At 67.3% G+C, this 14,048-nt stretch carries 11 protein-coding genes; 6 read left to right on the top strand and 5 right to left on the bottom strand.

Translation table 11 applies throughout. The annotated features are described in order from the left end of the window. Nucleotide 1 precedes the first annotated feature (1 nt). Nucleotides 2–961, bottom strand: coding sequence for a LysR substrate-binding domain-containing protein (locus CT3_RS20475; protein WP_066538388.1), 960 nt, complete (start codon nt 959–961; stop codon nt 2–4). 117 nt (nt 962–1,078) lie between these two features. Between CT3_RS20475 and CT3_RS20470 the strand changes: the two genes are divergently transcribed. Continuing rightward, on the top strand, nt 1,079–2,053 hold the full coding sequence (locus CT3_RS20470) for a tripartite tricarboxylate transporter substrate binding protein BugE (protein WP_066538068.1): 975 nt from the start codon (nt 1,079–1,081) through the stop codon (nt 2,051–2,053). Nucleotides 2,054–2,182: 129 nt separating this feature from the next. On the opposite strand, the gene CT3_RS20465 is transcribed toward CT3_RS20470, so the two are convergent. The 3 genes from CT3_RS20465 to CT3_RS20455 form a co-directional block, all read right to left on the bottom strand. Next, nucleotides 2,183–2,896, bottom strand: a complete 714-nt coding sequence (locus CT3_RS20465; protein ID WP_066538057.1) for an SPOR domain-containing protein — start codon at nt 2,894–2,896, stop codon at nt 2,183–2,185. A gap of 13 nt (nt 2,897–2,909) precedes the next feature. Then, nucleotides 2,910–3,725, bottom strand: coding sequence for a biotin--[acetyl-CoA-carboxylase] ligase (locus CT3_RS20460; protein ID WP_066538054.1), 816 nt, complete (start codon nt 3,723–3,725; stop codon nt 2,910–2,912). Between the two features lie 70 nt (nt 3,726–3,795). Then, a complete protein-coding gene (locus CT3_RS20455) occupies nt 3,796–4,299 on the bottom strand; it encodes an SET domain-containing protein (protein WP_066538052.1) in 504 nt (167 codons plus the stop codon). A 121-nt stretch (nt 4,300–4,420) separates the two neighbouring features. Between CT3_RS20455 and CT3_RS20450 the strand changes: the two genes are divergently transcribed. The 3 genes from CT3_RS20450 (at nt 4,421) to CT3_RS20440 (ending at nt 9,319) form a co-directional block, all read left to right on the top strand. After that, nucleotides 4,421–7,333: a DNA topoisomerase III gene (locus CT3_RS20450; RefSeq protein ID WP_066538049.1), complete on the top strand. Its 2,913-nt coding sequence runs from the start codon at nt 4,421–4,423 to the stop codon at nt 7,331–7,333. Nucleotides 7,334–7,479: 146 nt separating this feature from the next. Then, complete coding sequence (locus tag CT3_RS20445) at nt 7,480–8,277, top strand: tyrosine-protein phosphatase (protein ID WP_066538045.1); 798 nt, start codon at nt 7,480–7,482, stop codon at nt 8,275–8,277. A gap of 220 nt (nt 8,278–8,497) precedes the next feature. Then, on the top strand, nt 8,498–9,319 hold the full coding sequence (locus CT3_RS20440; protein ID WP_066538043.1) for a glucose 1-dehydrogenase: 822 nt from the start codon (nt 8,498–8,500) through the stop codon (nt 9,317–9,319). 346 nt (nt 9,320–9,665) lie between these two features. On the opposite strand, the gene CT3_RS20435 is transcribed toward CT3_RS20440, so the two are convergent. Next, complete coding sequence (locus tag CT3_RS20435; protein WP_083520474.1) at nt 9,666–12,233, bottom strand: penicillin-binding protein 1A; 2,568 nt, start codon at nt 12,231–12,233, stop codon at nt 9,666–9,668. A gap of 281 nt (nt 12,234–12,514) precedes the next feature. On the opposite strand from CT3_RS20435, the gene CT3_RS20430 reads away from it, so the two are divergent. Both CT3_RS20430 and CT3_RS20425 read left to right on the top strand, forming a co-directional pair. After that, nucleotides 12,515–13,075 carry a hypothetical protein gene (locus CT3_RS20430; protein ID WP_066538039.1) on the top strand — a complete coding sequence of 187 codons (561 nt, stop codon included), beginning with the start codon at nt 12,515–12,517 and terminating at the stop codon, nt 13,073–13,075. A gap of 171 nt (nt 13,076–13,246) precedes the next feature. After that, nucleotides 13,247–13,948 (top strand): glutathione S-transferase N-terminal domain-containing protein, encoded by a 702-nt coding sequence (locus CT3_RS20425; RefSeq protein ID WP_066538033.1) that lies wholly within the window; start codon nt 13,247–13,249, stop codon nt 13,946–13,948. Nucleotides 13,949–14,048 lie beyond the last annotated feature (100 nt).

Raw genomic sequence — 14,048 nt, 5'->3', positions numbered from 1 at the left:
CTTATGCCAGGTCGGGGAACGCCAGCGCCGGGCGGGGAAAGGCAGACAGGCTGGCCTCGGCTTCGGTCGCCGCTTCGACCTTGGCCAGCAGCCAGTCGCGGAACTGCTGCAGCGGGGTCAGGTTGGCGCGCGTCTCGGGGTAGCACAGCCAGTAGCCCTGGTCGCTGAGCACGCTGTGCTGCGGCAGGGGCTCGCTCACCAGGCCGGCGTTGATTTCATCCTGCACCAGGCAGCGGGGCACCAGGGCCACGCCCATGCCGGCCTGCACGGCGCGGATGATGGTCTGGAACTGGTCAAACTGCGGGCCGCTGAGCGGGTCGATGTCTTCCACGCCATAGGTCTCGCTCCAGCGCGACCAGGCCTGAGGCACGGTCACATGGCGCAGCCGCGTGCAGTGCGCCACGTCGGCCGGGGTGCGGATGGTCTGTTCCGGGTTGCGCGGGGCGATCAGCACCACTTCGCGCCCGGTCAGGTAGTGGGCGCGGGTGTTGGGCCAGTGGCCGTCGCCGAACAGGATGGCGCAGTCCAGCGTGGGGCTGCCAAAGTCATAGCCTTGCACATAGGGCACGAAATGCAAGGTCACCTGCGGGTGGCGGGTCTGGAAATCAGGAAGCTTTGGAATGAGCCACTTGGCGCCAAAGGTCGGCAGGGTGGACAGGTGCAGGGCTCCGCCGCCATCGCTGCTGGTGATCAATTCCAGCGTGGCCGACTCCAGTTGCGACAGCAGAGCGCGCACCGATTTCTCATAGCGTTCGCCCGCAGAGCTGAGGGTCAAACGTTTGCGGTTACGCTCGAACAGTGGCACGCCCACCCATTTTTCCAGCTCCTGCACCTGTTTGCTCACGGCGCTCTGGGTCAGGTGCAAGGCTTCGGCAGCGCGTGACACACCGCCAAACCGGGCTACGGTGGAGAAGGCCCTCAACAGGTGGACAGGGGGCGTCAGGCGCCGCAGAGGTAACAGGCTGGAAGACACTGATTTGATTCCTTTTGGGAATGATAACAGGCACAGCTATTGCTTTTGTCAGCTGGACAAATCCCTTACCCTTCTTTTCTCTCCTCTCACTATCGGAATCCTCAGATGCAACGTCGTCACTTCCTCTCCTCCGTGGCCGCCGCCACTGCCGTGGCAGCTGCGCCCGGTATGGCCCTGGCCCAGGACACCAGCCGTCCCATCCGCATCATCGTGCCCTTCCCGCCTGGAGGCGCCACCGACATGGTGCCGCGCAACCTGCAGGACGTGCTGGGCAAGCTGCTGAGCCAGACCGTGGTGATCGAGAACAAGGCCGGTGCCGGCGGCTCCATCGGCATGGCCGAAGTGGCCCGTGCCAACGACGGCGTGACCTTCGGTATCGCCACGCTGTCCACCCACGGCGTGAACCCCGCCGTGCTGAGCAAGCTGCCCTATGACGCCATCAAGGACTTCGTGGGCGTGACCGAAATCGTCAAGGCCCCGGGCGTGATCATGGTGAACCCCGCCATCCTGCCGGTGAAGAACTTTGCCGAACTGGTGGCCTACCTGAAGGCCAACCCCGGCAAGGTGTCCTACGCCACTCCCGGCAACGGCACCATCGGCCACATGTGGGGCGAACAGTTCAAGCGCAGCACCGGTACCGACATGCTGCACATTCCCTACCGTGGTGCAGGCCCGGCCATCAACGACGTGCTGGGCGGCCAGGTGCCCGTCTACTTTGACCAGGTGGCAGCGTCCCTGCCGCACGTGAAGGCAGGCAAGCTGCGCGCCATCGCCGTGTCCTGGCCCCAGCGCCTGGACGTGCTGCCCGACGTGCCGACCTACGCCGAAGCCGGTCACCCCGACCTGAACAACCCTTCGTGGTTCGGTCTGGTGGCGCCCAAGAGCATGCCTGCCGCCCAGGTGGAACGCGTGCAAAAGGCCGTGGTGGCAGCACTGAAGGACCCCGCTGTGCAAAAGCGCATGTCTTCCCAGGGTCTGTACCCCTCGGGTTCGTCCACTGCGGATTTCACCAAGCAGATCCAGACCGCCGTGGCCACCATGAAGAAGGTGGCTGTGGACGCCAAGATCCAGATCGACTGAGTCTTTCCCCAGAGGCACGCCGGCGCTGCCGGCATGCCCAGGACATGGCAAAAAGAAAGCCCACGGCCGTCAGGCAGTGGGCTTTTTTTGTGGGCGCCTGGGTCGCAGCAGGGGCGGTGGTGGCGGGGTTCAGCCTTCGCACAGGCGCAGCGGTTTGCCGGCCAGCGCGGGTTTGAGGCGTTCCATGCGTGCGTGCAGCTCCGGGGACACATGGGGCAGGCGCAGGGTGTAGAGCGTGGTTTCGGCCCGTTCCTGCACCACACGGGCGCCGCGCACCCCCTTGCGCAGGAAGGTGGTCAGCTCGCGCGTGGCGGCCTCTTCACTGGGGAAGCGGCCCAGCGACAGGCCGGGTTCCAGCGCGCCGGTGGCACGGTCAAAGCCCACGCCCTGCTGGCGCAGCTCGGCCCGGCGCGCATCCAGCGCCTCGGCGCTCGGGAACTTGCCCAGGTAGACCATCCAGCGGCCGTTGACGGCCGAGGTCTGCAGCTCCCATTGTTCGGCCGGGATCTCCAGGTCGCGCAGCGCGGTGCGCACGGCCACGACCTGTTTGTCGTCGAAGGTGCCGGCCTGCCAGCAGCGGCCGGGGCCGCTGGCGGCGGTGAGGGTGGCGGTGTCCGGAGCGGCGGGTGCCGCCGCGTCGGTCGCCGGGGCCGCAGCCGGGGTGGCGCGTGCCGGTGGCGTGACGGGGCCGACCTGGATGGCTTCCGGGCGCATCTGCTGCTTGAGCCGGAAGGCTTCGGACTGGGTTTCGGGCTGCCAGCCCAGGGAGGCCATCCAGCCTTGGCTCCAGGCCAGGTAGCCGGCATTGGCCAACAGCAGGGCAAGCAGGGTGTGTCGCAACATCGTGGAACGCAGTTTAGCGGGCCGGGGCCGCAGGGGCGGCTGGTGCCGGGCGGACGCTGACCTCGGAGCTGGTGATCTGCTGCAGGCCGCCGGCCGTGCGCACCAGCAGGGCGCCCTCGGCGCCCACGCCCTCGGCCATGCCGTGGGTGCCGTCACTCAGGCGGACCGGGCGGCCGCGCAGCAGATCCCGGGCGGCAAATGCGGTGCGGAACGGGGCAAAGCCTTCGGCCTCAAAGCGCTGCAGGCAGTCCACCAGCGCGGGAATCACCGTGGCCAGTGCCGTCGGCGCTTCCCAGCGCGGATCCAGGTCCTGCAGGCAGGCCGGCGGGGTGGACAGATTCTGTTCAGGCCGGGGGCGGATGTTGATGCCCACCCCCACGATCACCTGGCGCGGGCCGGGGCCGAAATGCGCGGTCTCGATCAGGATGCCGGCCAGCTTGCGGTCGCCTTCCAGCCACAGGTCATTGGGCCATTTGATGCCGATGCGCGGCTGGCCGCTGGTGCCGCCGCCGGGCTGCAGCGCCTCGGCCAGGACCTGGCCCACGGCCAGCGACAGGCCGGACCAGTCCTGGGGGGTCAGCGGCAGGCCCAGCGAGAACATCAGCGAATCGCCCAGGCTGCTGGCCCAGGGCTTGCCCATGCGGCCCCGGCCGGCCGTCTGCTGCTCGGCCACCAGCAGCGTGGGAGCGGTGTCGCCGGTGCGGGCGCGGCGCATCAGCTCGGTGTTGCTGGAGTCCACACTGGGCAGGATGTCGATGGTGAAGCCCGGCAGGCGCGGGGCCACGGCTTCCCACAGGGCTTCGGCGTTCCAGTGAATGGGTGAGGTCATCGTGGTTCTTTCTTTTTGTTGCTTGCCGTGCGCCGTACGGTGCCTGGGTCGCCCCGCAGCGCGGCGGGCCTCATTGGTCGCCCGGCATCGGCGGGCGCCAGCCCTTCTTGGGCGCCAGCATGGTGCCCCGGCAGCGCGCCGCGCCGCAGTAGCAGGCGTATTCGGCCTTGAGTTTGGGTGTGTAGCGCTCTTCCACCATCAGGCCGTAGTCGTAGTTCAGCTCTTCACCCGCCGCGATATTGCGCAGCGCCACGATGTAGATGCGGCCCTCGCGTTCGTCGGTGTAGCAGTTGGGGGCGCAGCTGTGGTTGATCCAGCGGGCCGAGTTGCCGCCGTAGTTGGCGTCGATCACCCGGTCTTCGTCCACATGGAAGTAGAAGGTGTGGTTGGGCTGGCTGGGGTCGTGCGGGTGGCGGTCCTGGGCTTCCTGCCAGCCGATCACCTCGCCGGTGTACTCGATCAGGGTTTCGCCTTCCGCAATGTCCTGCACGGCGAACACGCCTTTGCCGTGCACGCCGGACCGTCTGGTTTGAATGCGGCGATGGCTGGAAAGGGATTCGGCGGTGCGGGGCATGGCAATCTCTGATAACTTGAATGTGCACACACGTGCGCGCATGTGCGCACGCGTGCGAGACGCATTGTAGAAGCGGCGGCTTCGCTGGTGAAGCCGCCGTGGTAATGAACGAGAACCACCCATGACAAAGACCCTGGTGATTGCAGAAAAGCCCTCCGTGGCCCAGGACATCGTGCGCGCGCTGACGCCTGCCTACGGCAAGTTCGACAAGCACGAAGACCATTTCGAGAACGAGCGTTATGTGGTGACCAGCGCCGTCGGCCATCTGGTGGAAATCCAGGCGCCCGAGGAGTTCGACGTCAAGCGCGGCAAGTGGAGCTTTGCCAACCTGCCGGTGATCCCCCCGCGCTTCGACCTGAAGCCGGTGGACAAGACCAAGAGCCGTCTGAACGCGGTGGTCAAGCAGGCCAAGCGCAAGGATGTGACCGAACTCATCAACGCATGTGACGCGGGCCGTGAAGGGGAGCTGATCTTCCGCCTGATCGAGCAGTACGCCGGCGGCGCCAAGGGCGGGCTGGGCAAGCCCATCAAGCGCCTGTGGCTGCAGTCCATGACACCCCAGGCCATCCGCGACGGCTTTGACAAGCTGCGCAGCGAGCAGCAGATGCAGGGCCTGGCCGATGCCGCCCGCAGCCGCTCCGAAGCCGACTGGCTGGTGGGCATCAACGGCACGCGCGCCATGACGGCGTTCAATTCGCGCGATGGCGGCTTCTTCCTGACCACGGTGGGCCGGGTGCAGACCCCCACGCTGTCGCTGGTGGTGGAGCGCGAGGAAAAGATCCGCAAGTTCGTCAGCCGCGACTACTGGGAAGTGCATGGCGCGTTCAACGCCCGGGCCGGCCAGTACCTGGGCAAGTGGTTCAACCCCCAGTGGAAGAAGAGCGAAGACGCTGAAGCCAAGGCCGACCGCCTGTGGAACAAGCACGAGGCCGACGCCATTGCCGCGGCGGTGCGGGGCAAGCCCGCCACGGTGACCGAAGAGAGCAAGCCGACCACCCAGGCATCGCCGCTGCTGTTCGACCTGACCAGCCTGCAGCGCGAGGCCAACGGCAAGTTCGGCTTCTCCGCCAAGACCACGCTGGCGCTGGCGCAAAGCCTGTACGAACGCCACAAGGCCCTGACCTACCCGCGTACCGACGCACGTGCCCTGCCCGAAGACTATCTGCCCGTGGCACGCCAGACCTTCGAGATGCTGGCCACCAGCGGCATGCGCCATCTGGCGCCGTTTGCGCAGCAGGCCATCAACGACAACTACATCCGCCCGTCCAAGCGCATCTTCGACAACAGCAAGATCTCGGACCACTTTGCCATCATCCCCACCACCCAGGCGCCCAGCGGCCTGAGCGAGGCGGAGCAGAAGCTGTACGACCTGGTGGTGCGCCGCTTCATGGCCGTGTTCTTCCCCAGCGCCGAGCACCAGGTGACCACCCGCATCAGCAAGGTGGAGCAGCATTCCTTCAAGACCGAAGGCAAGGTGCTGGTCAAGCCGGGCTGGCTGGCCATCTACGGCAAGGAAGCCGCCAACGAGGTGGAAGACGCCAAGGAAGGCGACAAGGGCCAGCCGCTGGTGGCGGTGCAACCGGGCGAGCAGCCCCGCACCGACCATGCCGATGTGAAAGGCCTGAAAACCAAGCCGCCCGCGCGCTATTCGGAAGCCACGCTGCTGGGCGCCATGGAAATCGCCGGCAAGCAGATTGACGACGAAGAGCTGCGCTCCGCGATGCAGGAGAAGGGACTGGGTACGCCAGCCACCCGAGCGGCCATCATCGAAGGCCTGCTGACCGAGAAGTACATGCTGCGCGAAGGCCGCGAGCTGATCCCCACGGCCAAGGCCTTCCAGCTGATGACGCTGCTGCGCGGCCTGCAGGTGGAAGAACTCTCCCGCGCCGACCTGACCGGCGAGTGGGAATACAAGCTGTCGCAGATGGAAAAGGGCGAGCTGTCGCGCGCCGCCTTCATGCAGCAGATTGCCGCCATGACCGAAAAGCTGGTCAAGAAGGCCAAGGAATACGACCGCGACACCGTGCCCGGCGACTACGCCACCCTGTCCACACCATGCCCCAACTGCCAGGGCGTGGTCAAGGAGAACTACCGCCGCTACGCCTGCACGGGCGCCAACGGGGCGGGCGAAGGCTGCGGCTTCTCGTTCACCAAGTCGCCGGCCGGCCGCACCTTTGAAACGGCCGAGGCCGAAGCCCTGCTGCGCGACCGCCGCATCGGCCCGCTGGAAGGCTTCCGCTCCAAGGCCGGCTGGCCCTTCACCGCCGAAGTGGCCATCGTGCGCGACGAAGAGGCACAGAACTACAAGCTGGAATTCGACTTTGGCGACGACAAGGAAGAAGAGTCCGGCGAGATCGTGGATTTCAGCGCCCAGCAGTCTCTGGGCAACTGCCCCAAGTGCGGTGCACCGGTGTTCGAGCATGGCGCCAACTACGTCTGCTCCAAGGCCGTGCCCACACAGCAGCAGCCCACGCCCAGCTGCGATTTCAAGAGCGGCCAGATCATTCTGCAGCAGCCGATCGAGCGCGAGCAGATGACCAAGCTGCTGTCTGCCGGCAAGACCGATCTGCTGGAGAAGTTCGTCTCCAACCGCACGCGCCGCAATTTCAAGGCCTTCCTGGTCTGGGATGCGGAAGCGGGCAAGGTGAACTTCGAGTTCGAGCAGCGCGAATCCAAGTACCCACCGCGCAAGACGGCGGCGGGTGCTGCCGCCAAGACCCCGGTCAAGACTGCGGCAGCCAAGAAGGCGCCTGCCGCCAAGAAGGCCGCCGCCAAGACCACGGCCCGCAAGCCCGCCGCCGCCAACTACCGCCCGGATGCGGCACTGGCCGCCGTCATCGGTGACGGTGCCGTGGCCCGCACCGAGGTGGTGAAAAAGGTCTGGGACTATGTGAAGGCCCGCAACCTGCAGGACCCCAAGGACAAGCGCATCATCGTGGCGGACGCCAAGCTGCTGCCGGTGTTCGGCAAGGACCGCATCGGCATGTTCGAGCTGACCGGCATCGTCGGCAAGCACCTGGTCAGCAACGACTGACCCCGTCCGTGCGACCGGCGGCCTGCTGCTGCGGGCCGGGTGTCGCACGGGTACATGCGTTGGTCACGGAGTGCAGGCACCATGGGGTCTGCACGCTGTGCCGCCCCGGGTGCTGTGCCCGGTGATTGACCCTTGAAGGAGCGACCATGGACCTGGCCCTCGATGCCGCCCCCACCACTGCCCCTGTTGCCACGCCGTTCCCCCGCAGCGTGGCGCTGCAGGGCACGACCAATTTCCGCGATCTGGGCGGCTACACCGGGGCCGATGGCCGCACGGTGCGCTGGCGCCACCTGTTCCGCTCCGACCACCTGGCAGGCCTGAGCCAGACCGACCTGCAGGCCCTGCAGGAGCTGAATGTGGGCCGGGCAGTGGACTTTCGCGGCGTGGAAGAGCGCGTGGCCCAGGGCTATGACTGGCCGTTTCTGACCCAGCATGCGCTGACCATCGAACCCACCGTGGTGCAGCGCGCGTTCGCCATGATCCACCAGGGCCACCGGCTCACGCCGGCCGATACCGTGGGCCTGATGCAGGACACCTACCGCGGCTTTGTCATCGACAATGCCGAGCGCTTTGCCACGCTGTTCCGCATGCTGCTGGAAAGCGACCGTCCCCTGGTCTTCCACTGCACCGCCGGCAAGGACCGCACCGGCTGGGCGGCGGCGCTGATCCTGCTGGCGCTGGGCGTGTCCCGCGAGGTGGTGCATGACGACTACCTGCTGACCAACCAGCTCTACCGTCGCCCGCCCGAGCTGGCCGCCAGGGCCGCGCAGACGGTGCCGCAGGAGATTCTGGATGTGTTGTGGCGTGTGCAGATGCCGTTCCTGGACAGCGCCTTTGCCCTGGCCGAAGAACGCTACGGCACCATGGACCGCTATCTGGCCGAAGCCCTGGGCGTGGGGGCTGCCGAACGCGCGCAGCTGGCGCGCATGTACCTGGAAGGCTGATGGCCGCCGCTCCGCAGGCGGGTCTGCGGAGCTTCCCACAAGAGAACGGCCGCTGGCACATGGAAGTGTGCCAGCGGCCTTTTTCATGCTGGCTGCGGCAGTCTGCGCACCTGGTGCGCAGGGCGGATGGGGCGTGGCGCTGCACGCAAGCATGTGCCGGGTAGACTGGCCTTTTGCTCATTCCATGCGCCGCCTGAGAGAGCGGTGCGCGGCTTCAGGTATGGACCAACGACTTGATTCCAAAGTGGCCATCGTCACCGGGGCGGCCCAGGGCATCGGCGAAGCGATTGCCCGCATGTTCGCCCAGCAGGGCTGCTTCGTCTATGTCACCGACATCCAGCATGAACGGGGCCGCGCCGTGGCCGATGCGCTGGGCGCGCAGGCCTGTTATGCCCCGCTCGATGTGCGGCAGGAAGACGATTGGCGGCGCGTCACCGCGCAGGCCCTGGCCGAGCGCGGGCGCCTGGACGTGGTGGTGAACAACGCGGGCGTGACCGGGTTCGAGTGTGGGGTGGTGGCCCATGACCCGGAGCATGCCGAGCTGGCCGACTGGCATGCCGTGCACCGGACCAATCTCGACGGGGTGTTCCTGGGCTGCAAGCACGCCATCCGGGCGATGCGGCCGCAGCAGACCGGCTCCATCATCAACATCTCCTCCCGCTCGGGCCTGGTGGGCATTCCCGGGGCGGCTGCCTATGCCTCGTCCAAGGCGGCGGTGCGCAACCACAGCAAGACCGTGGCGCTGTACTGCGCCGAACAGGGGCTCCGCATCCGGTGCAATTCCATCCACCCGGCCGCCGTCCTCACGCCCATGTGGGAGCCCATGCTGGGCACCGGCGCGGACCGGGAGGCGCGCATGGCCGCACTGGTGCGGGACACGCCGCTGCGCCGGTTCGGGCTGCCGTCAGAGGTGGCGTCCGTGGCCGTGCTGCTGGCGTCGGATGAGGCCACCTACATCACCGGCAGCGAGTTCCATATCGACGGCGGCCTGCTGGCCGGAACGGCAGTGACCCCGGCCGTGGTGGGGGGCGCAGACGCCTAGTGCCTCCGCGGGCCCAGGCCGCGTGTCCATGGGCCCAAGCCATGGGGCGGAGTCCTGCACGGGGGCGTCACCGGTGGCCCGCCAGTGTCCTGAAAATTGTTTTGCAGCGCGGCGCACAGCAAGTTGCGCACTTCACGTTCGATAGCACTCCGGCGCACGGGTGCGTCGATGCAGCAACCCGTGCGGCCAGGCCGCCAGCGCCATCCCTGGAAAAGATTTTGCACGCCGTGTGCTGTGGTGCTTGTCCACAGCTAGGCCACCGACAAGGTGCCGGGTGGGGGGCGTGCGTACTTCACCCGGCGCCTCGGCCGTCATCCGGCCGGGAGGCGAACGCCATCACCCGCCATCAGCCGCCCAATGGTGGCATGGGGTAGGCCTCGCGGTCCTGCGGGCGGGGCAGCTGGCCGGGCAGGGGCGGCAGGTTGTACGGGTTGTAGGCACCGTCCTGGCCGGCCGGAGGCGGTTGCACCGGTGCCGGGGCAGGGGCGGGCAGGCCCTGTTCCTGCAAGGTGGGCGTGCGTTCTTCCACCGGGCCGTCGTGGCTGGTGTCGGGGTCGCGGGTGACCGGGGCCGGGCCGCCGGGGCGCTGCTCCCACCCGGGCCAGCCGCCGCCGGGCATGGGGGGCGCAGCAGGCGTGGACGGTGTGGCCGGCGGGCTGGCGTCCGGTGCGGGCGCCGGGCGGCGGGGAGCGGACGGGGCATGGTCCTGCACGGCGCCTTCGTCCTCGGGGGTGCTGCCCCACCAGCCTTGAATGCGTTCGCGCAGACCGTCCACCAGATTGCCCCACCAGTCGCTGTGCTCGGGTTCGGCAAAGCGGGCCTGGGCGTCGATGCGGCGGGTGCCCAGCACGCGGTTGGTGAAGTCGCCCACCATGGGCAGGGCGCTGCGCGCACCCTGGCCCCAGTAGTCGCTGCGCAGGGTGATGCGGCCGTCGTTGAAGCCGGCCCAGGCGCCGGTCACCAGCTGCGGGTGCATCAGGATGAACCAGCCGTCGGCATTGCCCTGGGTGGTACCGGTCTTGCCGGCCACATCGGCGTGGATGCCGTAGGTGCTGCGGATGGCGCGGCCCGTGCCTTTGTCGATCACGCCACGCAGCATGTCCACCAGGGCATTGGCGGCGTTGGTGTCCATGGCGGCTTCGGCGCGGGCGGGGGCAAATTCGGCCAGCACATCGCCGTCGCGGTTGGTGATGCGGGTGACCATGACCGGCGGCAGGTACTGGCCGCTGCGTGCCAGGCTGGCGTAGGCGGTGACCATTTCCTGCAGGCTGACCGGGCTGCTGCCCAGGGCCAGCGCCGGCACGGCGTCGAGCGCGCTGTCGCGCACGCCCAGGCTGCGGGCCAGGCGCACCACCTTGGCGGGGCCGACCTGCTGCATCACCTGGGCGGTGATGGTGTTCTTGGAATAGGCCAGGCCATCGGCCAGGGTCATGGCCTGGTTGCTGGGCGGCTGTGCGTCGGTGGGGCGCCAGATCTGGCCGCCGGACAGCGGAATCTCCACGGCCTTGTCCTCCAGCGTGTCGCTGGGGCGGCTGCCGTTGAGCAGGGCCGCGCCATAGACAAAGGGCTTGAAGGTGGAGCCGGGCTGGCGGCGTGCCTGCTGCACGTGGTCGAACGGGTCCTGCTTGTAGTCGCGGCTGCCCACCCAGGCCAGGATATGGCCGTTGCGCGGGTCCATGGCTAGGAAGCCGGCCTGGATGCGGGTTTTCTCTTCGCGCAGCGCGGCCATGAAGGCGCGGTCGATCAGCAGGCGCTTCAGGGCCTCGGCCGGGGCTTCGCCGCTGGCTACGGCGCTGCGGTAGGCGCTGCTTTCCTTGACCAGGGCCTGCACCAGTGGCTGCTGGGCGCCCCAGGCGCTGGCCTGCGACCAGTTGCGCTGGGCCACCGCCTGCAAGGTGCGGCCATGGCGGGCCACGGCCTGGTTGGCCCAGGCCTGCATGCGCGAATCGACGGTGGTGTGGACCACCAGGCCGTCGCTGTGGATGTCATAGCCATGGCTGTCGGCCCAGTCCACCAGCCAGCCGCGCAGTGCCCGCACAAAGTGCGGTGCCGGGCCTTCGGCGATTTCCTGGCGCTCGAAATCCAGGCGCAGCGGGCGGGTCTTGAGCCGGTCGAACTCGGCTTCGGCCAGCACCTCGCGCTTGACCATCTGGCTCAGTACGGTGTTGCGGCGCTGCACGGCGCGCTCGGGGTTGCGCACCGGGTTGTAGTAGCTGGTGCCCTTGAGCATGCCCACCAGGGTGGCGGCTTCCAGCACCGTGAGCTTGTCGGCGCCTTTGTCGAAATAGGTGCGTGCCGCCATCTCGATGCCGAAGGCGTTGTAGAGAAACGGGACCGTATTCAGATAGGTCTCCAGGATCTCGTCCTTGGTGTAGAGCGCCTCGATCTTGTAGGCGGTCACGGCTTCCTTGAGCTTGCGGCTGAGCGTGGCGTCGCGCCCCACTTTTTCCGGGTAGAGGTTGCGCGCCAGCTGCTGAGTGATGGTGGAGCCGCCCTGGCGGTCCCCCGACAGGGTGTAGACGACCGAGGCGGCGGTGCGGCGCCAGTCCAGCCCGTGGTGTTCGTAGAAACGGTGGTCTTCGGTGGCGATCAGTGCCTTGACCACATTGGGCGAAATCTGGGCCAGCGGGATCCAGCGGCGGTTGCTGCGGGTGAACAGGGCCAGTTCCTTGCCGTCGGCGCTCAGGATCTGGGCCGGGTTGTCTTCCTTGGCCTTGCGGATGTCCGACAGGCTGGGCGTGAGCAGCACCAGCACGCCCAGCAGCAGCACCAGGAACACCGGCACGCAGGCGGCGGCCTGCCACCACTGGCGGCGGGTACGGGTGGCGAGAAACTGGCGCAGGGCTTGCCAGCCTTGGCGCAGCAGGGACTGCAGCTGCGCGATGGCAGCGGTGAAAGAAGGTGGCAAGGGCATGGTCTGCGAGAAAGGCCGGGTGGGGCGGCGTGCGGGGCGCTTGCGCATCCAACGCCTGCCAGCACCGGCGAGTTGACCCGGTCAGTGTGCCGCAGCCGGGCAGAAAACACACGGGGTGTGGGGAATTGCTGCCTCTGGCGCTTGGGGCCCTAGCGTACGCCCCGGCAGAAGGCGGCGGATTGCCGCACAATGCCAGGTTTTTCGGCGAGGTACAGGGAACCTGTATCGCCCGCACGGTTCCAACACCGTACCGCTTTTGTGCTTTCCCGGATTCGCAGCCCATGCAACGCCGCCGTTTTCTGCTCAGTGCCGCCTGTGCGGTCCCTCTTCTGACCACCGCCTGCTCGGGCCGCTCCCTGCCACGCCAGCTCAGCATGAGCACGCAGCAGCTGCAAGCCACGGTGGCGCGCAAATTCCCCAAACCCTATCCCGTGGCCGGCCTGCTGCAACTGCAGCTGCAGGCGCCGGTGCTGTCCATGCTGCCGGACAGCAACCAGATCCGGGCCGTGCTGCCGGTGCTGCTGTCGGGCCCGGTGCTCAAGCAGACTTTCCAGGGCCAGCTGGATGTGAGCTTTGGCCTGCGCTACGAGCCCAGCGACCGCACGCTGCGTGCCCAGCGCGTGCTGGTCAACAGCCTGCAGATCGCCGATGCCCCGCCCGCGCTGGCGGACATGCTGACCACCTACGGGCCGCGCCTGGGCGAACAGGTGCTGGACAACCTGGTGCTGCACCAGTTCGAGGACAAGGATCTGGCGCTGGCCGACACCATCGGCCTGCAGCCCGGCGTCATCACGGTCACGGCACAGGGCTTGACCATGAGCCTGGACAAAAAGACGTCCTGAGTACCTAAATGCGCTCAGGCGTATATATGACGGTAGTAGGTTGCTATGGTTTTATTGAGCAGGCTGTCGTTTTTTACCGTTTGTCGCTGGCCTTTTGTCCTACAAGGCCGTTAACATGCAGACACGCTGGCGCATGCGCCAGCGGCTGTTGACTCCTGCACAAGGCCCTGCATGATCGATCTGAGTCCTTACCCTGTCACCCGCAAATGGCCTCCCCAGTTTCCGGACTGGCTGCAGCTGTACTCCCTGCCCACACCCAACGGGGTGAAGGTGTCCGTGATGCTCGAGGAATGCGGCATCCCGTATGAAGCACACCGGGTGGACATCCAGACCGGGGACCAGTTCACCCCTGAGTTCCTGAGCGTCAATCCCAACAACAAGATTCCGGCCATCCTGGACCCGCAGGGCCCCGGCGGCAGCCCGCTGGTGCTGGCCGAAAGTGGTGCCATCCTCGTCTATCTGGCGGAAAAGTCGGGCCAGTTCCTGCCCCCCGACGCCGTGGCGCGCTACCAGACGCTGCAATGGCTGATGTTCCAGATGGGGGGCATCGGCCCCATGTTCGGCCAGATCGGCTTCTTCCACCGCTACGGCGGCAAGGACTATGAGGACAAGCGCCCGCTGCAGCGCTATGTCACCGAAGCCCAGCGCCTGCTCAAGGTGCTGGACCAGCAGCTCAAGGGCAAGTCCTGGATCATGGGCGACACCTACACCATTGCCGACATGGCCATCCTGCCCTGGGTGCGCTGCCTGATCGAGTTTTACGATGCGGGCGAGCTGGTGGGCTTGGGCAAATTCCCCAATGTGCTGCGCGTGCTGGCGGCCTGGGAAAAGCGCCCGGCCGTGCAGCGCGGGCTGCAGATGCCGCCGCGCTGAGACTTCAAGCTACAGAACAATGCCTGCTTTCATGCAGGCATTGTTCTGTGGGTGAGATGCTGCGTTCCGCGGGCATGGCATTGGGAAAAGGTGCGCCGGC

This window comes from Comamonas terrigena NBRC 13299, from assembly GCF_006740045.1.
Lineage (GTDB): Bacteria > Pseudomonadota > Gammaproteobacteria > Burkholderiales > Burkholderiaceae_C > Comamonas > Comamonas terrigena.
This window is presented reverse-complemented; position numbering and strand designations above follow the sequence as displayed.